The sequence below is a fragment of the Sphingobacterium spiritivorum ATCC 33861 genome (assembly GCF_000143765.1).
Classification (GTDB): Bacteria; Bacteroidota; Bacteroidia; order Sphingobacteriales; family Sphingobacteriaceae; genus Sphingobacterium; species Sphingobacterium spiritivorum.
The window spans coordinates 211,605-231,494 of sequence record NZ_GL379770.1 but is presented as its reverse complement, the minus strand read 5'-3'; the positions used below and the strand labels follow the sequence as shown (position 1 = coordinate 231,494).

Sequence of the window (19,890 nt, the reverse complement as noted above, 5' to 3'; positions counted from 1 at the left end):
TTACTGAATTAGGTAGTTGCCATCGTGATCAATCAGGTAAACTGATTCAATGTTGTCTGTCCAGTTAGCCTCTCCAAAAACTAAATCAAACTTTATCCATACTTCTGGCTTTCCGGATAATGGAGTAAGCTTGCGAATGTTACGCTGCTCTTTGTAATACACCCTATAATCTTTACCTAGATCTGTGATTGATAGTTTATGAGTTCCACTATTGGAAAGCTCAGTGAACAAAGCATTATACTTCGTCCAGAAGTCCTCAACCGAACTTGCGGTTAATGCACAATTAAGCGTGAACTCACGGGAATTAAACCGCGGATCTTGCAAATCAATATCCAACCCATTCTTATCAGTGAAATCATGAGTCATCGAATCTTTACGGGAAGGGTATGCAAGGAAGGAATTACTTCCTCCTTCCACCACAACTCCGAAGATTGTATACAGGTCGTTATTATTTAGTTTGTATTGTGAGGTCATGATTTCTGAAATACGTTAATTGAAGACTCATCAAGCTGCTGCACAAATACATTTGCATCACCGTGAACTTCCACCATTGCTATAGAACTATCATTTCCAAATACATTTATCTGAGCATCGTTTGTGCCATATACCTGGCATACGGTGTAACCATCTAAATGAATACCGATTGTTCCTCCAAAGGCAATTACTAAGTTTGGATTCTCAAGGCTGTATTTACCTTGCAGGTATACTCCGGACGCAAGTAGTTCTGATTCATATACCTTCAGGATATCTAATGATGGAAAGCTATTTTCCATGCAGAACTCTATCCCTTGCGAAGATTTGAGTAATGAAATTAAATCCTTAACGCTATTTGCGGTCTTCACCCCATTTACTCCAAAATCGCAACTCAATGATGCCAATATGTATTTTTTAAGCTCTTCCATTAAAATCCAAATTTCCCTGCAGCCCTTAACTGCATATCTAAGTTTCCTTTTGTATTGGCTTCAATACCTTTGAGATAGGGTAAATAGTTACTTGCATTATCTGCTGTAACACGTGTGTTTCGTTCAATGAGAATCAGCTGTGTCAAATGAGATTGAGCTGCATCTACACATTGTTTTAAGGTCATGTCCGTGTTTTTTTGAAGCTGAATTAATTCTGATAAATGTGATCTCATTGCACCCGTTTGCCCGGCAAGCAGATCAATACTTTCTTGGCTTGCTCTGGCATAAGCTCCGCTTAGGGATGTTGAATAAGTTGAACTACTATCTTTTGATAACCCTAATCCCTTATATGCTTCTTCCATTGCATTTGTGAATCCTTTCGACGCTTCCCCAAGTTTATCTCTCCAGGAATCGAAATTGAAACCAATAAGACTGTTATCATTAGCCAGCATATATTGTGAAACCTGATTAACCATATCATTTACAATTGGCTCAATCATCTTTAGCTTAAGACTATTTGCTAAAGCATTTTTTATAAACTTGTCAAAAGTATCATCCATAGCATCAATAGCACTTTCTCCTGCTTCAAATGCAGAAACTAATGCATCCGCGAGTTCATTTGAAAGTTCCTTGAATGAAGTTTGAACTAAAGACTCTGTGATGCTTTTGCGGATATCCTCAATCTCCTGATCGATCTTATCCATCTCATCCCTGAAAGATTTTGCTTTATCTTTATCGGTCTTCTTTTTATCTTCTTCAGCCTTTGCCATATCCTGAAGTTTCTGCTGTTGTTCTTTCAGGTTATTTATAGCTTTTTCGCTGTCTGAGTAAAACGATTCACCTACGGAATTGGAGATACTTCGCTGAAGTCTATCGTATGACTTAGTTAAGCTATATAGCTGTTCTTGATATTTATCAATCTGTTTTTGTAGCTTTTTGTCTTTTGTATTGAAAATATCAATTACTGAAGTTAATGCCTTAATTGAGGCTGTTACTATAGCCACCGGATTACCTGTTGCTATAGCTCCTGCAAGATTACTCAAGTCACCAAGCGCGCCTCCAACCTTACCTAAAGTTTCCTGTAAATCTTCACTACCGACTCCTAGAGTCGCAAAGGAATCAGTAAGGGTGCTCACTAGTTGTGACGCATTACCAATGTCGCTTGATAGAGCTCCAAAGACCTCATTTTTCAATACAGGTATATTCGCCTCCAACTTACTTTCTTTTTTGGCTTTTCTTAGTAGATCTATGTAAGCTTTAATGGCATCTGTGCTAGCGATCCAAGATTTTTGTAGGTTAAGTTCAATTCTAGCTGAATTCACTTGGCCGATTAAATCTTCATAATGTTCCTTAATTAAATTTCCACTACTTAATTCCTTATTAAGTCTATCCTGAATATCCTTTAAAGATTTGTTAGTTGCCGATTTACTCAAATATTGAAGGGTTGAGAAAGTCTTTTCCCACTGAACCTCCTTTTGAAGGCCTGCCATAACTCCTGCACTTATTTCTTCATTATGACGGTTATTTAATTCTTCCAACTGCTCCTTGGTAGCATTTTTTCCTAAAACTAATCTTGCATCGTTGTACTTTTTTTCAATGTCAAGCAGCTTCTGATTATGACCTTTAGAAAGATTTAAAGCTGAAACAAATTCCTCTTGTAATCTCAATCTCTCTTCTTTATTCAAGGATTCTAGATACTTTTTATAATAATCTGCTCTCTCTTTTTGAGCCTGAGTCAGTTCAGATGCGGAACCTGTAAATCCGCTTAAAGAAGCACTCTTTTCAAGAGCTATCAGATCTTCATATTCACTTTGAATGTTTTTTTTAAAATTTTTAATAATTGATAATTGTTCGGAGAATCTTTTATCAGCTTCTTCCTTTGACGTTTTCGCTAAATAGTTATTGTATTCATCAACAAGAGCCTTTTGTTCAGCTAGGTCTTCAGAAATTCTTTTAGTCCCTTGCCTAAATTGGAGTTCACTTATTTCAAAATCCTCATTCCCTTTCAGTCTTCCAGTATCAACCTTTAACCCTTTGTTTTTTGGATCAGCATAGAACTTCCTGACTTCTTCTCTGATCTTAGCATATTTATCGCGAATAGAAGCTACTTCCTGTTCATCTCGAGACAACTGCCCACGTAGTGATTGCTCATTTATTTGGTCAATAGACAACTGCAATGCTCGCTGCCTTTCCATAGCTTGGCGACGGGCTTCTGCTTCTCGTTCCGCTTTATTTCTCGCTGCTTCTGCTGCTCTTTCAGCCTTTCTTCTCTCCTCCTCTGATTGTTCAAAATCTATTTTTTCTGTAGCCTGAGGAGCTCTTGATTTCATAAAAAGCTCAATTTGCCACATTGAACCGCTAAGGTTTTGAATTAACTTAGTATAGTCCTCAATTCTTTTTTGCCCTCCTTCTGTCAATAGACCATCTTTTACATAAGTTTTATATTTTTCTGTAACGATTTGCAAAGCCTTAATTGATGACCCTACCTCTTCATATTTTTCTTTGAGTTTATCATAATTAGCTGCAGAAAAATTGAACCCAGATAAACCTGCGAATGTTTCTGCGGCATCTTTGTATCCAATTGTGACTTCTCTGATTGCATCTGCTTCGTCATTAGCAAATGATACTCGTGATTTCCATTCTTGAAATGAAGAAGGGTTAATTACCTTAGCCATGTAGTCAGCATAATTAGCTACAAGATTTGCTATACTCGCTGCGGCTTTGCCGAGTACACCATCCCCTTGTTCAATTGATAGGATGAAGTTGTCCCAGGCTATTCCAATTCTATTTAATTGTTGTTCCAGTTTGCTTGCTCCGGTTTCAAACTCCCTATCCATTGCCCCTGCTGCCTCTCCAACTTTCACTAATGCGTCACTTAAAGTAGCGTAGCCATTAGTTGCAAGAGTAGCAATAACCCTTTGATCTCGAACAGCTATTACTCCCGTTCTTTCTAACGCTTCGTTTACTGATCCTCCGGAAAGCGATATTCTGTTCAGTCCGTTTATATAATCTTTAAAAACAGATGAAGCATCTTTTTTAAATTGATCAGAGATTTCTTGAGAAGATTTACCAATAACTTTAGAAAGATCAGCGACACCTTTTCCTGTCCTGATCATCTTTTCAAACTCTCCTAAAGTTCTAGAGAAGGTAGAACCAACAACCTCAGCTTCAAGTCCAACAGCTTTAGTAGCTACAGCATACGCAAGAACGTCCCTTCTACCAACTTTATACACCCCAGTATTCTGTGCAATTGATTCGGCATTTGAAAGAATTTCACCTTCAGTTGCAGCGAAATTATTACCCAGGTTTACAATTTCATCGCCAAAGTCCTTCACATTCTGCACGCCACCATCTACCAGCGTCAATGTTCTTGCTATAGAAGTACCTCCTTCTTCGCCTTTAATATCAGAAGCTGTTTCTAACTTTGCTAATGCTTCGGCGAAAGCCAGTAGATTGGCTCTACCTTTAACACCTAGTTGCCCGGCGACAGTAGCATATTCAAGTAATTTATCTGTGCTAACAACCTGCAGTTTTCTTGATAACTCTACTATCGCATCACCAAACTTATTAAGCTCTACACCTGCTAATCCGGTAGTCTTAGAAACAGACATTAGACGAGAATTGAATCCAATAACTACTGATCCACCAGCGCGAATTAAACTATACAACGTAGCAAGCAATGCAATAACTGCTCCTACAGGAGTTAAAAGAAAAGATGCAAGTCCAGCTCCTAATGATTTTACACTGGACAGCAAAGTGGTGAACCCGGCAGCTCCCCCAGCAGCTAACTCACTTACTGAAGTCCCCATTAGTGCAAGGTTCATATTTAACCGGGCTATTATTGGAGACATATTTTCTAATGCCTGTGCATAGTTACCAACGTTACGCTGATGCTGACCCACTGTAGCATCAATACGCTTTATTGCCTTATCTAAATATTGAGTTTGCTTTGTTAATGCTTCTGATTTCCTTTTGAGCATTTCATAAGAAGCGGAACTAGATCTACCTTGACGCTCCAATTTAAACATCTCTGCAAGTAAATCTTTGGTTTCCCTTCTAACATTATTTAATGCTTTTGAGAGCTGAGCATATTCACTATTATCAGCAAGATTCTTCTTTAGCTCCCTTTCAATTCTTGATTGTTCTTTTCTTGCAGCATTAAGCTTCCCTTGTTCAAGACGAAACTCTTGCAGAGTAAGTTGTCCCTCTTTGAACTTCGTTGTTAACTCAGATTGCTCTTGTTTCTGCTTTGCCTGTTCTAAACGAGCCTGTCTAATAGACTCAATGTTTGCAATCTGCGCCTCTTTTAATCTCAAGGTGGCATTGCGAACATCATCTACGGTAGTAGCTGATTTTTTAGAATCTTCTTTAGGATTGGAGGAAGATCCCACACCCGTATTCGACAAAAGCTCGCGTAATTTTTTGCGAGCTTCTGTATCGTCTAATACTACTTTATATCTTAAATCAGCCATGAACTATCCTCAGATGTGATAGCTCAAAAATAAAGTTTCTAATATACGCAAAACAGCAACAATCATTGCTGATTACTACAATAGCAACACCTTCTTATCTGTTACTAAACATTTGAAACATATCAACTTCCTTTTGACTGTTAGGTGCATTTTCATCTTTTGAGTAAGATGGTATGCATAACCCATACAACATTAAATTTACATATGAGATCTTCCATTTAATGTGATCCTCATCCCAACCTTTACTTGCTATTGCAGCGCTAATTACGCTTGCCCAAGGGCTTCCGGATCCGGGAAAAGGTTTAGAGTCAGATTCTTTGATAAAGCCATAATGTCGAAAAAAGACGATAAGTCTAACCTCCGGTAGACTTCAATAAAAGCTTTATAAATTAACGACATACTCCATTGCTCAGAAATAGCTGTCAAGGTATCAACTTCGAAACGTCTTGTTTTACTAATCGCAATCGCGATAATTTGTAAAATAGGATTGATATTGTCTGATAATAAAATGTTGATCTGATCTGCTTGAGAATATTTTTGAATAGACTCTAAATTGGTCATTTGCTTAAGCAAAACTCCTATCTGCTGCACTTTGCCAACAGGTATAGGCCCTACTTCAATATCAATTGAATGAGTTCGCTTCAATATTTTATTAATTAATCCTCCTTTGGGCAATGCAATAGAGCCAATGTGAGTAGGAGAATCGATAAATGTATCAGCAATTTCTTGTTGTGTCATTTCCTTTTTGGTTAGATGAATAAACCCCTACTTTCCAGCTAACCAAAGTGGATTTCGGGGTTGTTTTTTTATGCTACTGCTACTTTCTCATAGTACCATGGAGAAACAGCATCTCCATCAGCATCACTTACAGCTTGAGCTTCTGCAGTGAAGCCCAAAGCCAGGAATGCATCTCCGTCTTTGGTAAGAGCATTCTCAATTCTTCCAATTACTGATCCATTAAGAATTACAAAAACCATCTTAAATCCATCCCAAGGTTTACTTGTAACGCGAACAGCAAGATTTACTGCGGTAGTGCTATCAATAGCCGCTTCAAATTTGGTCGTTGCGGTGGAAGTTGCATTACCTTTGAAAATTAAATCTGCCATCTTTGGATCAAGATTTAAGAACTTAGCAGTTACACTTGCTCCATCACCTTCTTCTCCAATTATTGCGAAAATACCTGCTTTGTCTTCGACTTTAACTTTAGTCATAGTCTTTTCCGGAATGTTCATTGTCGCAGACCCCATTTCAATATTTTCGCCTTTAACCCAGCCTGTAGCTGGTAAGGTTCCATCTGTACTCACAGGCGCAAACTCAATGGATTCTACTCCTTTTACAACAAATTGTGCCATAATTTATTCTTTGTTATATCGGGGTTCCCCGATGTTAATTTTATTATTAAATATCTGTTCTTAAGAACGTATACTCAACTTGGATGTTGTATAACCACTGCTTGCCAAAATTCTCTATATGACCGGGATCTCGAAGTTTTAATGAAAAGTTAGGACCTATATATCCATCCAATTTAGATGATGCTATACGTCCGAGATATTCCATCCTCTGAATATCTGGTTGAGTATTGTCTACTACTGTAGGGTTTTCAGCTGATGATCCTGGAAGATTAGGTACATGAAAGTTAATATTCAGCACTCCTCCTTGTATCTGTTCGGCATCCCAAATCAAAGTATTAATAACACAATCCTCCTTAGTGCTGCCAAGCTTTCGTTGAAATAACCGAATTTCACCAGTTATAAGATCTTCAATGCCTGCAACAATCAATACGGATTTGACATCCTTCATTCCTTCTATGGAATTCTTTAAGACCTTTGCTATCATACATCAATTTCGTTAAAGGCTTGATCAAGCGACTTATATACTTCCTTTCTCGCTTCACTTACAACTGTAAGTCCATGATTAGTTTCAACCCAACTGGCATATTCCATCCCGGCAACTAAAGTAATACCCCAACCTGATGATTCACGTAACTCTGCAAATGCCTTCTCACGTCCTTCTTTCAGTCCCGGCGCTTTATCCGTTCCGTATGGGCTTAACTCGAAATCCTCATAAAGCACCTTTCCATCACGGTAAATAATGCCGCCAGTAGACGATCGTAGCTGACCAGTTTGATCATTATACCCATCTGGCCTTATCTTCGCTCGCTGTATTTGCAAAGCCCTGGAAAGAACACGCTTAAACGCTTCTAACGTTTTGCGATCCATCTCCTCGATCTGCTCATTGTAAATAGCATCAAGTTCGGATTGGTTCATATCTAATTTCATTCTAAACATAAGCTACACAATGAAGTTGCCCCCTATGAAAGATCGCAATACTGTCTTGCCACACAATCACCTCACCATTCCTATCATATCCAGTTATCACCTCGTCAACTAAGAGCATTGGAGAATCAACCGGAAGGGCGATGGTAAACTTTACATCAACCTCGGCACCATCCTTAATCTTCTTTAGGCCTGCGCTGCGGTTATTTGGGTAAAAACGGCAAGATAACTGGCTACCGTCTTCTCTCACCAACTTGTCCGGATATTGTTCTATCATCTTTCCTTCTTTTAGTGAGTATTTGAAATATCTACGAATCCAGAGTCAGAAGGTACTTCATCAATTCCCCATTTCCACAACAAACGACGGCGTAAAGCTTCCAAAGCTGCAGCGTCCTGTTGAGTAAGCTGATAATCCAATTCCTTGACAGATTTAGGCTGTGTTAAAAGGAAGTCAATCAACCCCGCTCGGGATAGATCCAATGCTTTAGTCTGATCTTGACTTTGGGGCTCACGTTCCGCTACAGGATCCAACCCATTTTCCGCCAACACCATGTCAACTGTTGCATCCGGGAACTTATACCCCATCGATGACACTAAGACTTCCTTTACACTTGCCATTATCCTAGCCCTTCTTTACCAAACCACGTTCAACACACAAGTCCAAACGGTCCTGCTCGAAATGAGATACATCATCACCTTCAACCCATTTCTTACCAAAGTTGTCTTTGTCAGCAAATGGAGAGATGACAGTATATTTTTTAGACTTCTTGTCCTTCTCGGCTTTGGCATCAGCTTTAGCCTTTGCGTCGGCCGCATCCTTGTCAGCTTTAGCCTTTGCTTCTTGCTCTGCTTTTAATTTTGCATCTTCAGCACCTTGTGGTGAAGATGAAGGAACACCTGGTTGCGTTCCCTGCTTATTTTCTTGATCTGCCATTATGCTTGTACAGTTTTAGTGTCCAATTGGAAAATCTCGTTTACATTGTTGATTACAGGAACGTTGCGCGCCTGGATGTCAGTGAATTCTCCAAAAGGTTTGTGTGTAACATATTTAGAAAGCAAGGCCCCGTGTTCACCTTGACGATACTCAACCGCTTTAGATTGGTGATCTGATTCAACTGGCTTTTTCCATACTAATTGCCCGACAAGCAAGTCAGGGTGCAAAATTGCTTTACCTTCGTCCCAAGCTTTCACAGTTTTCTTTGCGCCATCTTTTTCAAACTTGATTGAACGATTGACAACAATCAACTTCACTCCCAATTCTTCTTCTAAAAAACTTGGGAAGTTTTTATTAGATGGCGAAGGCTTAGTGTCACTAAAGTTTCCATTAGCCACAGCATACAAATCCTTAACCTCATTACATCTGCGCGCGATGTCCAAAGAAGTTTTGTCAATTGATATGTAGCCAATTGTAATTCCTAAAGCATCTGCTTTGTCAATCTCCCTCTGTAAATCCGCTACAGGGGTCATTGTAGCTAAATTTGCATTCGACCAAACAACGGGCACACCAGCTTGATTTGTATATCCATAATTGACGCGTACACCAGTACCAACATTGTCGTTATCAGTTAATGCAATGCCGCTTGAGAAACCACGAAGAAAAAGGTATTCCTTTTGTTCTTCTACACCGACGATACAACGTTTTGTGTCATCAAAAATTTCAGTTACAATGTCCTTGATATCCGCGTTTTTAGCAAGCATAGTGTCAACCTGATCGAGTTGATTCTCGTTCATTTTTAACTCCATACCTAACTTTGGAATATCTCCTGAAACAGATCCCATTGACGGACGTAATTTCAATGGTAATGGAGAATCCATTGCCACAACATCAGCTGCAACGTTTTGGTTATCCGCCAATAGAGATGTCCATTTACCATCAACAGAAGGTTTTGGCGTCAACATCTGTTTGTACAGATATTTTGGCGCATTCTTCTCACCATTAATGGTTTTATATACAGAAGCAATAAACCCTGTAAAGTACTTCTGAATGTATTTGATAAATTGTGTTTGCTCTGCCATTATGCCAAATCTGATCTAAATTTAACCTCGTTGTTTAATGCTGTAAGAAACGCCGCTTTGATTGCCGTCACTGGAAATGGCGATGCCACTTCATTCACATATCCCTCAATCATTACACCTGCGAATGGGCGTTTTTTAAGGATTGTTGCTACCAATACGCCTGCATACTCATGGTCTGCCGGTAAAGCAGCGTAAGCTGTTGCACCTGCATTCAAAGGCATTGGCTTGTAATTGTTTGTTGCTGTTTCTTTAATTAAGATGTGACCAGCATTAATCACATCAGGAGCGAATCCAGTAACATCCAAAGATTTCCCACCAGGAATGCAGAATTGGTTATGTATAATAACAATGCTATCCTTTGAGGTATCTACGTTAATCTGATCGTCCACTAAGTTTACTTGAACTGCCATTTGTTTTAAATTTTAATGTCTCCAAACAGCTTATCTACTTCTGCTTGTGAAGCTTCAGTGATTTTGCCATCTTTACCTACTCCTGCAAATGGATTATCTTTCCCTAATTTACTTTCAGCCTGTGTTTGCGTATGATTCGCAAAGTCGGTTTCAACATCAGTAAGATATGCTGTAAAGTCTTCATCAGTTGCAAAGTTCATTCGACCGAAGTCACGTAAAACCTTTGAACTGTAGTCTTTATCGGCGTCTTTGAGCTTGGCTTGGATGATAGATCGACGGTCGTTAACTACCTTTTGCCCTTCAAGAGCTGCAAGTTTCTCAGTCACTGTTTTATTCCCATCAATAATTGCCTTGGCCCACGCTGGAATCTCTTCCGATCCTGCGCCACTCGCCGCACCACTTCCACCAGCACCTTCATCTCCTTTGTCCTTATCGTCAGATTGGCCAGCGCCTTTTTTAAGTTTTTCAATTTCAGATTGAAAACTTCTCATTCGGTCATCTTCTTTAACTTTCTCTGAAAAAGGTTCCAACTCATTTAATAAAGAAAGCTTCTCTTTGAGCTCATCTTCTGTTGTCACTTTGCCTTCTAAGCGCTTCGCTAATTGCTCCACCCTGGCATCTGAAAGTTGCGCGCCTCCAAAATTTGATTGGAGTAATGTCTTAATTAGTTCTTTGATATTCATCCGTAATTTCTAATTTTAGTAATAGCCCTCATTGAATGGCCTATCTATGAAGTATATGCCTAAATAATTGTTGCGCAAAATTGCGCTAGTGCAACAAAAATAATAAACGGATATTTGCATAAGAAAGTTAAAGTGTTGCTGATTTTAGTTTTGGCAATAGTTATACTAATACTTTATCTTACAAATGGGTTCCCATAAAATCTATAAATGTTTTTTCATTATATTTACATTTCAAAAATATAATTATGAGAAAATATTTATTAACCTTCTTTGTTATAGGAGCGTTTTCAAAATTAGCAACTGGACAGGAGCTCAAACTAATTCAATCTGGATTTGCTGATGTCAAAGAAAATAGCAAAAACTTCATTGTTATTGATGCTCCTGGAAAGGCAAAGAATGATTTATACAATTCTACCTTAAAATTTATTTCATCCACTTATAATAATCCGAAATTTGTAACCACAAAAATTGATGGAGAACAAATTATAATTGATGCTGTTGGTCAAGGCGTTAGTAAAAGAACAATGAGATTAAGTGAATCAAATGTATGGGATCTGAACTATAAGCTTATTATTGATTTCAAGGATAGTAAAATTAGAGTCGAGCCGATATTTAAGAACTATGAGAATTTAGAAGGTAGCAATGTAATTCTTTCCGGGAAAAAGATTTTAGGTAATGTTTTTGGACTTTTTAATGATAAAGGGAAGCCAAATTCAGATAAAGCCATTAAAGATGCTGAGGCATTTATCAATGACATAATCAAAAGATATGCTGACAACATCAAGGTATCAAAAGATAATAACGATTGGTAATGATTGCATAACTTAATATTATTAATATGTTTAACAAAATTGATAATGCATTTGACAAAATTGCAAATAGTAAATGGTTAAAATTCGGCATTGGAACGGTAATTATAATTTTCATAATGGATCAATGCTTTAAAAAAACCCCTGACGCTCCTAAAAATAAAATTGAAAATCAACTTTCTAATTTTGATGGTTCATTGATTAAATTCAGAGAATATATAAAAAACAATCTGAATGATCCTTCCAGTTTTGAGCATGTTGAGACAAGATATAAAGATAATGGGGACGGCACAGCATCTGTATATATGAAGTATAGGGGCAAAAATGCATTTAACGCAACTTTAACTAAAATAGCAAAGTGTACACTAAATGTAAGTACTGGGAACTTTTATGATGTAGTAACTGAGTAAAATATAAATATTATGAAAAAACCAATTATAATACCTGTAACACTTAGCAATGGAGAAAATGTCAAAATTCCGCTTCTATACACTATAACTAATGATGATAATAATCCTAATATCAGGTTTATTGATTGTCAGGTAGACTTACCAGATGAAGAAATACCGGAATGGCTATCGCCTACAACATTTACAATTCGACAGGTTTGCTTACCAGGAGAAGCCGGTGGGCTTGGTGTTACGAATACAGAGGTTAGCCATATACGATGCAAAAATACTGACACAGCCAAGTTTATTGGTAATACTTTTCTTGGAATAAAGGGAATTGAGGGATTGGTCTAATAATATTTAAACTACAAAATTCTATTTATGAAATGTATACTTATAATTATTTTATTGTGTTGCTGCAGTTGTGTTTATCCACAAAAATCTTATTGGACTGATATAAGAAAAAAAGAACTAATCAATTTCCTATCTAAATCAATGGATGAGAACAAAATTAATATTTCAAATTCATCCAAAAGAGAAGAGTACTTAATTTGCGTCGTTAATAAAGTTATAGCCAAATATCCTACAAAAAAAGAATTTGATAAAATATCTAATAAAAATCTAGGAGATATTAAAGAAATGTATATAAGTTGCTACAAGGACCTGCTCATCCAACAAAAAGATGGAGAATCAAAAATAATTGATACTAAGCTTGGATGGTCGGAAATTAATAAATCAGCATTTAAAAGAACCTTATTAAAACGGTTAGCAAAAGAAATGAATTCAGATTTATCAAATCCTGATTTAATAAAAATAGTTGATTGTACTACGACCAAAGTTATAAATTCTTACCCTCAAGGGTTAAATTTTTCTCAAATAGACTTATCTCAATACCATGAAAATATTAAAAAATTTGTTTTTGATTGCATAGCAATAAAAGAATAAATGGTGAATATTTTTAAATAGTATTGATTACTTAATAATATTGAAAAATAAAAAATAAAATTATTATAAATGACGAACTTCGAAATAATTACATCCATCCTAGCATTCGGCACTTTATTAACTGGGACAGGAACAATAATTTTAGCTTGGATTACTAACGAAACGAATAAGAAAATTGCAAAAAGGCAAGGAGTAATTGATCTTCACAATGCCTGGAATAATATTAGAAGTATTTCTAAAAGTGATTTAATTACCCCTGATATAGTAAACGCAACAAATGCATTAAGTCTCACTGCTTCATTATGGAATAATAGTGTTATGGAAAAAAACATTTTATACCAATCATATTGGTCTAATTTTAAAAATCTTTATGACACCCTTGCTAGCATAGATGAGCTTGTCCCAGGACATAATTTTAGTTGTAAAAGCTTATTAACTGCAGATATTAAATCAGTGTATAAAGAAATGGAAAAAATTGAATTAAGTAAAGTATCTAAAACAAATTATTAAAATCATGACTGAACGAGAATTGTTATTAAAAATTAGAGAGTTAAACAAAGCTTTGGATGATTATAAGAATGGTTGGATTAAAAAAGAGGATCTAGATTGGGGGAAAGAAATCCTAAGTGAATCAAAAGAACTTATGCAAAAAAGCCATACAATGCAAACTGGTGGCACCAAATGTGGATGTTGTGGAGGATCTGGTACTGCGTAAAAAATACCTTTCCTGAAAATCATTAGATCTTTTGGAAAGGTATTTTTATTTATTCACCTAAAAAGCTAAATATGCAACTAAACGAATTATAAAAGATTTGATAATAAAAATCTATGATGAAATTTCCTCGCCAATAGATTTCTCGTGAAAATGTATGTTACTTATGTGTTTCTGTTCATTTGAAATCTCTTTGTATATGCAAAAATTGAGGATATTGATTATATAAATAATTTTAGTTATAATAAAGTAAAGTATCTTTATCATAATGTATTATTTTACAACCTCCCAATGAGCTAGTTTTTCTATAATTTTGAAATATGAATCCCATTTATTGGAAACTGTTGGATTAGTTTTATCATTATAAAACCAAATAACCTCGATTTCATTTTTATCATCTAAACGAATCAATTCCTTATCATATATAATTTCGTCTATTTTATTTTTAGAGATATTTTTATATTTTGTATACAAAGGTAAATCTCCATACTCACTATTTTTAAAAGAGTCATTTCTTTTAAAACCAACATCATTCCATCCAATAGGTAAATATTCTCTATTAAATGCTATCCATTCATTGTTGCTATTTCTTGCGATACCATAAGGCAAGTTTATTCGAAAAAAGTTTGAAAGAGACATATTCTATAATTAATAATTGATAATCCAAAATAAAGAATTGTATTGCTAAAAACAAACAATATTTACTGTTTAAAGATGAATATTTATAATGTGTGTATAATAATCTTAAATATATTTTTCTCAAAACTTATTTTTAGCATTGCAAATTAATGTATTCATTTTACTCCCTCACCCCTGTAGCAAATCTCGCTATCAACTCGTTTAACTCAAAAACCTTATAACCATGCAAAAGTATTTTTTCTCAATTTTAATTCTATTAGCTACTACGATCTTATTCCAGGGATGTGATAAAGAAGGAAACCCATTACCTGATGGGAGATATGTTGAAGTAAATTTTAAGGGGCAGACCTATATTCATGAGGGGAAGTTCTTATCATTAAATGGAGCCATTAGAAGCCCTATGTTTGAATATTACTACTACAACCTTCCATCTTATGCAAAAGGGGTAAAATACATATCTCTAAATGCGGATCTGCATAACAAAAACACAAAAGAAAGTTCTGAACATACTATTCAAATTAAAATCCCGGTAGGAGATCAAATTATTCTAAATCATGCATATGAAATAAAATCCCTTCCGGACTATCAGTTTATAAATACCAGAGTAGATAATTATAGTATCTATGATGATGAGAATATAGCTTATATCAAATACAATAAGTATTCATACTATACACTCCTATCCTACGGTTCCGGAAAAGTCTATTTCACCAAGATCACAAAAAAGGATAATGGAGCGGAGGATATTGAAGGAACATTCGAGTGTACCATTCCCTCCCTGGATAAAGAAGGTACTAATGATAATATGAAAGGAAAGTTTAAGCTGCTGTTGAAGAGGATTTAGGGGGAAGCTTAATAACAACATTAGATCATTTGTAGAGGATAATCCACAGTTTTTCTGTTACAATTTGTAACAAATCCAAAATATTAACAAAATATTTTATCGGTCGTTTTTTTTAAACGGCTTTAAATAAGGCGATTTAAGACAAGGTAGGAAGGAGAGGAGCGATAATATATAACACAACAAACAAAACGAATTAGAGCAGCATAAATAGGTAAAGAGAAGAAAAGAGACAGAATAATCAGAAAAAACAAAAGAAAGTAATGATTTTTAGTACTATTTAGGTTGCAAAAATTTTACGGGTTCCCATATTGTATTATCAAAAAAGGTTCTTATACTTGCAACAATACCTGTTTTCGAAGGGGCTGCAAAAGTACAGTTCCTGAAACTAAATACAAAACTTATTTGACAGAAGTTTTAAACTTTTTGTTGATAAGTTGGTTTAATAAATACATAGATTTTAATATAAAGCCTTCATAAGAGTAATGGTAAATTTTAGTTTAACAGCAAATGATATAGCCCCTTTCTTTGTAAAAAAGAAAGTGTCTCCGCTTAAACTGCAGAAGCTTCTTTATTATTCACAGGTTTGGTATGTTAAAAAATTTGATCTGAAATTATTTAGCGACCCAATTAAAGCTTGGGTATTTGGGCCGGTAGTACCAGTAATTTGGAATAAGTTTAAAATTGTAAGAAGAAGCGATATAATTGCTCCAATTGCCCATTTTTATCCATGCCCTACAATTTTGCCCCAAAATGTTTTAGATCATTTAGAAGAAATATGGAACTCTTATGGACATCTGTCAGGTTCTGAATTAGTTGATCTTACTCACTCTGAATATCCATGGAACGCAAGTAGAAAAGGACTTTTGGATACTCAGCCAAGTGATAATGAAATCATAATAAATAATGATACTTTGGCTGAGTATGTTTTGGATCGTTTCAACAATATTCCATATGTCAAATCAAGTAATTCTTTAGGTTTTTTTAGTTCGTAAATCTATTTATGGATTGGATTGATCTAGTTGAAGTAAAACATATAATGAATATCCCCTTAAAAGAAGGGGATTCTTTTTTTAAAAAACAATTATATAGCTATAAGTTTCCTAGAAAGCCAAAAGCAAAAACAATCATTGAGGTTGAGCATTATGAAGGCAATATCATTGTAATATCATTCTATAAAGATGGAGCTGGAACTGATAAAAATAGATATAAGTTACGTCACAATTATCCTTCAATTTTAGTTTTAAGGATCTTACAGTCGTGTTTAAAAATATTTTTAGAACTAAACTCTGATAACTCTTATACTCTTGTATTCAATGCTTCTGATGATGTAGACGATTATAAAGCATTCAATCATAGGATGTCATCATATACCAAGTTCTTAGAGATCTATTATCCTAATTACGAGGAACATTGCTTTTATTCAGGATATATGAACCTTAACACATTTTATTGTCATCATAAGGACAATCCAAATCATGAAATAGCAAGATCATTCTTTGAAGAATATTGTGAAAAAGTTAAGGCTCAATTTAATAATTCAGAGGAATCAAGTAAATAATCCTATATACTTAATAGATTTTTATTAATAAAAATCAAATGATGCTTGTGTGTCAATTAGTAAATGGATAAATATTATTAGATTGTTATTACATTTTTAAATATAATATTAAGTCCTCCTAATTATATTAAGCTTAATCGTTTTTTATATTTTTATTATCTATTTTGAAATTATTAGGCTTTTGAATAGAGTCTAATCTATATTGCAAGTCTCTAATTTCTAATTTAGTTTTATCCTTTTCCATTTCAAATGTTTTCCATTGGATAATAAGGCTTCCTAAAGTACCCAAAGTTAAAATTGCAGTAATAATAAATTGTATATTATTTAATTTAAAACTTTGATTAGTTTGTTTAAGTATTGCTCCTTCTAGTATTTCTTTATTTATATATTCTTGATGAACATCAAGTGTTGATTTTTCATTATTTAATAAGTCTAATCCCTTTGGATTTATTATGTATGTATGGAGAAGATTTGCGTCAAATTTATAATCAACTAAACCGAAATGTAAAAGAGTATTACACCATCCCGCATAACTGGTACTGTTATTAATAGTGTCAAAATGTACATTTTGCCTTCTCGCTACATCTTGCGTATAGCTCGCCCATCCTGCGTAACCTTGAGATCTTCTAAGAAAATCTAAAATATCATCTAATTTTTCGTAATCCATATATTAAAAATTGATTGGTATAAATATAATAAAAAACCGTGGAGAAACTTGGGAGGAATCCCCACGGAATAACCAATTATAAACCTAAATTATGAAAAGACAATTTAAAAACAAGTTAGGGACTGGTTACCCTCTTGCGAGTTAATGGCTTCATCTTAGCCACTCTGAGCTAATCCTCCAACTTGTTAGATTTTTAAAGGCCCTTTGCTACTAATCCTTTATTTCTTTGATTGAAAACCATTGATGCTATTATTTTACTATTCCCTGCATCAACCCAGAAAATAAACCCTGTTCGGGAGTATCTGCAATTACTAATCGCCATCTTTCAATCAAATACTTTAAAGAACCAAGAGCCTTTCTCTCTGTATGCGTTGTGGAAAGCGAGGGAACCGACCCCCCAATTATTTGCTAATTCATTCAAATCAAAATAACTTTCAATCGTTCAGCTTAAACGCTTACTTATTACTTTTCAAATCCTGAACTTGAACCTGTTTCTATAATTTTAGCGCGCTATTATTTATAGTCATAATTCCAAATTGTTTTTCCTGTTAAACTAGCTTCCCCATTTGCCCGACTTTCCGGGCTGTCTTGTGGAGGACAAGTGATTCGAACACTTACACATCGTCATGTGAAAAATCCTAATTCCCCCAATTTCCCCACAATTCTGCATCACTGCTGTAAGTGGGTGTATTTCACTTAAAATATTATGCTGTTATAAGCAACCACTCTTGTAGAGTTGGTTTTTCAAAACAATCAACCTCTTCTTTACAACCTGAACAAATATTTACACCATCAATTGCTTCTGACCAATAACCCTTTGAAGTTTCATTGAATTGCAATTGAGAAACTTCAGATCTACAAAAAGGACATACTTCATCTTTTGACTGATAGTAATCATTGTAAATAGCTATCAAATCTTCACAATTTAAATAATCACCAGTAGTATCAATAATAGTTTGAAAATCTTCAACTGATACATTGAATTTTAATGATGCTAATAATATTTCTGCTTGCTGGTTCATAAGTCAAATATAAAAACTAAATTTATCATTTGCAAATTTTATTTTACATTTATTTATCAATTGATAAATCAGATTGCTTATTAATCCTTTTTATCTCCTCTTGCACATTTGTAACTAACCCAGACATTCCAATAGCAGTCTCCACTGAAATTAATCCACCGTCCTTAGCTCTGATTGCAAGATCAACATCAGCATCCAAATCGTCGAGCTTGAACCTTGGCACCTCAACGGTGACAGCAAGTTCCTGCAATGCAGCAGTAAGACCAGTATCCATACTTGCCAGCAACGCCTTCTCCAGGTTCACACTACGCTGTAACAGTTCGCCATATCCCCCATCAATCTCATTACTAGCGGCTAAATGGGCATCAATAAAAACCCGATCGAAAGCAACACCTGAAAGATCGCCTAACGCCTTCATTTCTTCAAAACTGATATTTGGTGTTTGGGTAAGAGAGTAGATGAAGTTCACCAATGTATCAATTTCCAATTCAACCGCAGCAACGGATTGATCCCAAGTGACGTATTTCGCGTCAGCGTGCTCACCAGTCAGCAATACAGCTTTGCCACTTTCACCTTTCTCCTGAGCTTGGGCACCCGTTGCACCTTTGAACACTAAAGTCGGAGAAGCGTGGTAGTCGTTAGTATCAGCAAAGTTTGATATCACTGTTTCCAATCGTTCTATCAATGGTTGCACATTGGCCCAAATCGGGATATCTTTGGAGTAGTAGATAATTGGAAGCTTTTTGTATGGCAAATCCACTGATGCAACTAACATCCACCCACCTTCAGCTCCTCCACCGGATCCTCCTTGCTCAAACTTAAGAAGACGATCAGAACTGTAGATATCAAAGCACTTCACTGTCTTGTCCCCACCACTGGTTTCTCCGGCAAGTTCTTCTAAAGACTTACGACGATCGTATTGCCTACCGAAGTAAGTCAAATCACCATTTGCATCAAACACCGGAAGAAGAGTGTCGCCTTTACTTGGCGCTAGGATCTGCATTTTATAGTCAACAGCAACCTTACTCAAACCTCCCCAGTGGCTCGCGTCATCAGTCACCTTAGAATACCACAACTTAGCAACCTGCAGTTCCTTGTTCAACAGCTTTGCAATCTCCGATTCCTTGTACCCAACTTTATTATTTTCCCTCAAACGTTGCAATAGGTTGAAAGCCTTTTCCTGGGCACCCTTGGCCGGCTCCGCATATAGCCTCGCTTTACCCAAGTTCATAAACGCGACCCTTCTGGTAACGATGATCTCCTGCAGCGCTAAAGGAAGTCGAGCAGGATCGACGTAGGTTGTAGTTGTTGTTGGCGTTCTTCCATCCGCCATCATCACAGGCTTACCATCAGGCCCTATTACTTTCTTGACTACTGTCTTGAGTTTCCTCAGTTGCTCATCATATATATTGTGCTCCTTTATATCGGTTTCCTTCTTAACCTCATAAGCAGGAGCTGACTCCTTACCTAGTTCTTCAATTATCTTTGGATCAATGGCAGCAGTTGCCACCTTAATTTCTTTTGCCATAACTATATATTATTGGGG

The 19,890-nt window shown here is 35.8% G+C and carries 26 protein-coding genes; 9 read left to right on the top strand and 17 right to left on the bottom strand.

Annotated elements, in window-relative coordinates:
* The 13 genes from HMPREF0766_RS01135 to HMPREF0766_RS01075 all read right to left on the bottom strand — a co-directional run bounded on the left by HMPREF0766_RS01135 (nt 1) and on the right by HMPREF0766_RS01075 (nt 10,759).
* Nucleotides 1-474 carry a hypothetical protein gene (locus tag HMPREF0766_RS01135; protein ID WP_002992979.1) on the bottom strand — a complete coding sequence of 158 codons (474 nt, stop codon included), beginning with the start codon at nt 472-474 and terminating at the stop codon, nt 1-3.
* Complete coding sequence (locus HMPREF0766_RS01130) at nt 471-902, bottom strand: hypothetical protein (RefSeq protein WP_002992978.1); 432 nt, start codon at nt 900-902, stop codon at nt 471-473. Before HMPREF0766_RS01130 ends, HMPREF0766_RS01135 begins: the two co-directional genes overlap by 4 nt.
* The gene (locus tag HMPREF0766_RS21770; protein ID WP_002992977.1) at nt 902-5,374 is read right to left on the bottom strand and encodes a phage tail tape measure protein; all 4,473 of its coding nucleotides are present in this window, start codon (nt 5,372-5,374) and stop codon (nt 902-904) included. Before HMPREF0766_RS21770 ends, HMPREF0766_RS01130 begins: the two co-directional genes overlap by 1 nt.
* 264 nt (nt 5,375-5,638) lie before the next feature.
* Nucleotides 5,639-6,112, bottom strand: a complete 474-nt coding sequence (locus HMPREF0766_RS01120; protein ID WP_002992976.1) for a hypothetical protein — start codon at nt 6,110-6,112, stop codon at nt 5,639-5,641.
* A 68-nt stretch (nt 6,113-6,180) separates the two neighbouring features.
* The gene (locus HMPREF0766_RS01115) at nt 6,181-6,726 is read right to left on the bottom strand and encodes a hypothetical protein (RefSeq protein ID WP_002992975.1); all 546 of its coding nucleotides are present in this window, start codon (nt 6,724-6,726) and stop codon (nt 6,181-6,183) included.
* Between the two features lie 46 nt (nt 6,727-6,772).
* On the bottom strand, nt 6,773-7,210 hold the full coding sequence (locus tag HMPREF0766_RS01110; protein WP_002992974.1) for a hypothetical protein: 438 nt from the start codon (nt 7,208-7,210) through the stop codon (nt 6,773-6,775).
* The gene (locus HMPREF0766_RS01105; protein ID WP_138944194.1) at nt 7,207-7,653 is read right to left on the bottom strand and encodes a hypothetical protein; all 447 of its coding nucleotides are present in this window, start codon (nt 7,651-7,653) and stop codon (nt 7,207-7,209) included. Before HMPREF0766_RS01105 ends, HMPREF0766_RS01110 begins: the two co-directional genes overlap by 4 nt.
* A gap of 1 nt (nt 7,654) precedes the next feature.
* On the bottom strand, nt 7,655-7,927 hold the full coding sequence (locus HMPREF0766_RS01100) for a hypothetical protein (protein ID WP_002992971.1): 273 nt from the start codon (nt 7,925-7,927) through the stop codon (nt 7,655-7,657).
* Nucleotides 7,928-7,938: 11 nt separating this feature from the next.
* The gene (locus tag HMPREF0766_RS01095; RefSeq protein WP_002992969.1) at nt 7,939-8,268 is read right to left on the bottom strand and encodes a hypothetical protein; all 330 of its coding nucleotides are present in this window, start codon (nt 8,266-8,268) and stop codon (nt 7,939-7,941) included.
* 4 nt (nt 8,269-8,272) lie between these two features.
* A complete protein-coding gene (locus tag HMPREF0766_RS01090; RefSeq protein ID WP_002992967.1) occupies nt 8,273-8,584 on the bottom strand; it encodes a hypothetical protein in 312 nt (103 codons plus the stop codon).
* Entirely contained in the window at nt 8,584-9,666 is a 1,083-nt protein-coding gene (locus HMPREF0766_RS01085; protein WP_002992966.1) for a hypothetical protein, read from the bottom strand. Before HMPREF0766_RS01085 ends, HMPREF0766_RS01090 begins: the two co-directional genes overlap by 1 nt.
* Entirely contained in the window at nt 9,666-10,076 is a 411-nt protein-coding gene (locus HMPREF0766_RS01080; protein WP_002992964.1) for a hypothetical protein, read from the bottom strand. The genes HMPREF0766_RS01085 and HMPREF0766_RS01080 overlap by 1 nt, the downstream gene beginning before the upstream one ends.
* Nucleotides 10,077-10,081: 5 nt before the next feature.
* Entirely contained in the window at nt 10,082-10,759 is a 678-nt protein-coding gene (locus tag HMPREF0766_RS01075) for a hypothetical protein (protein ID WP_002992963.1), read from the bottom strand.
* A gap of 245 nt (nt 10,760-11,004) precedes the next feature.
* On the opposite strand from HMPREF0766_RS01075, the gene HMPREF0766_RS01070 reads away from it, so the two are divergent.
* The 6 genes from HMPREF0766_RS01070 to HMPREF0766_RS01045 all read left to right on the top strand — a co-directional run bounded on the left by HMPREF0766_RS01070 (nt 11,005) and on the right by HMPREF0766_RS01045 (nt 13,617).
* Nucleotides 11,005-11,571, top strand: a complete 567-nt coding sequence (locus tag HMPREF0766_RS01070) for a DUF4468 domain-containing protein (protein WP_002992962.1) — start codon at nt 11,005-11,007, stop codon at nt 11,569-11,571.
* Between the two features lie 26 nt (nt 11,572-11,597).
* Nucleotides 11,598-11,978: a hypothetical protein gene (locus tag HMPREF0766_RS01065; RefSeq protein WP_002992961.1), complete on the top strand. Its 381-nt coding sequence runs from the start codon at nt 11,598-11,600 to the stop codon at nt 11,976-11,978.
* A gap of 12 nt (nt 11,979-11,990) precedes the next feature.
* A complete protein-coding gene (locus HMPREF0766_RS01060) occupies nt 11,991-12,311 on the top strand; it encodes a hypothetical protein (RefSeq protein WP_002992960.1) in 321 nt (106 codons plus the stop codon).
* A 141-nt stretch (nt 12,312-12,452) separates the two neighbouring features.
* Nucleotides 12,453-12,902 (top strand): hypothetical protein, encoded by a 450-nt coding sequence (locus HMPREF0766_RS01055; RefSeq protein ID WP_002992959.1) that lies wholly within the window; start codon nt 12,453-12,455, stop codon nt 12,900-12,902.
* A 69-nt stretch (nt 12,903-12,971) separates the two neighbouring features.
* The gene (locus tag HMPREF0766_RS01050; RefSeq protein ID WP_002992958.1) at nt 12,972-13,412 is read left to right on the top strand and encodes a hypothetical protein; all 441 of its coding nucleotides are present in this window, start codon (nt 12,972-12,974) and stop codon (nt 13,410-13,412) included.
* A 4-nt stretch (nt 13,413-13,416) separates the two neighbouring features.
* The gene (locus HMPREF0766_RS01045) at nt 13,417-13,617 is read left to right on the top strand and encodes a hypothetical protein (RefSeq protein WP_002992957.1); all 201 of its coding nucleotides are present in this window, start codon (nt 13,417-13,419) and stop codon (nt 13,615-13,617) included.
* A 270-nt stretch (nt 13,618-13,887) separates the two neighbouring features.
* On the opposite strand, the gene HMPREF0766_RS01040 is transcribed toward HMPREF0766_RS01045, so the two are convergent.
* Nucleotides 13,888-14,253 (bottom strand): hypothetical protein, encoded by a 366-nt coding sequence (locus HMPREF0766_RS01040; RefSeq protein WP_002992956.1) that lies wholly within the window; start codon nt 14,251-14,253, stop codon nt 13,888-13,890.
* Nucleotides 14,254-14,476: 223 nt separating this feature from the next.
* Here HMPREF0766_RS01040 and HMPREF0766_RS01035 point away from each other — a divergent pair, with 223 nt between their 5' ends.
* The 3 genes from HMPREF0766_RS01035 to HMPREF0766_RS01025 all read left to right on the top strand — a co-directional run bounded on the left by HMPREF0766_RS01035 (nt 14,477) and on the right by HMPREF0766_RS01025 (nt 16,655).
* Nucleotides 14,477-15,097, top strand: a complete 621-nt coding sequence (locus HMPREF0766_RS01035; protein WP_002992955.1) for a hypothetical protein — start codon at nt 14,477-14,479, stop codon at nt 15,095-15,097.
* Nucleotides 15,098-15,579: 482 nt separating this feature from the next.
* Complete coding sequence (locus HMPREF0766_RS01030) at nt 15,580-16,089, top strand: Panacea domain-containing protein (RefSeq protein ID WP_002992953.1); 510 nt, start codon at nt 15,580-15,582, stop codon at nt 16,087-16,089.
* An 8-nt stretch (nt 16,090-16,097) separates the two neighbouring features.
* The gene (locus HMPREF0766_RS01025; RefSeq protein ID WP_002992951.1) at nt 16,098-16,655 is read left to right on the top strand and encodes a hypothetical protein; all 558 of its coding nucleotides are present in this window, start codon (nt 16,098-16,100) and stop codon (nt 16,653-16,655) included.
* Between the two features lie 133 nt (nt 16,656-16,788).
* Here the strand turns inward: HMPREF0766_RS01025 and HMPREF0766_RS01020 are convergent, their stop codons facing one another.
* The 3 genes from HMPREF0766_RS01020 to HMPREF0766_RS01010 all read right to left on the bottom strand — a co-directional run bounded on the left by HMPREF0766_RS01020 (nt 16,789) and on the right by HMPREF0766_RS01010 (nt 19,872).
* Complete coding sequence (locus HMPREF0766_RS01020; RefSeq protein ID WP_002992950.1) at nt 16,789-17,322, bottom strand: hypothetical protein; 534 nt, start codon at nt 17,320-17,322, stop codon at nt 16,789-16,791.
* A 704-nt stretch (nt 17,323-18,026) separates the two neighbouring features.
* Entirely contained in the window at nt 18,027-18,344 is a 318-nt protein-coding gene (locus HMPREF0766_RS01015) for a hypothetical protein (RefSeq protein WP_002992948.1), read from the bottom strand.
* Between the two features lie 49 nt (nt 18,345-18,393).
* Nucleotides 18,394-19,872 carry a phage portal protein gene (locus HMPREF0766_RS01010; RefSeq protein ID WP_002992947.1) on the bottom strand — a complete coding sequence of 493 codons (1,479 nt, stop codon included), beginning with the start codon at nt 19,870-19,872 and terminating at the stop codon, nt 18,394-18,396.
* Nucleotides 19,873-19,890: the final 18 nt, after the last annotated feature.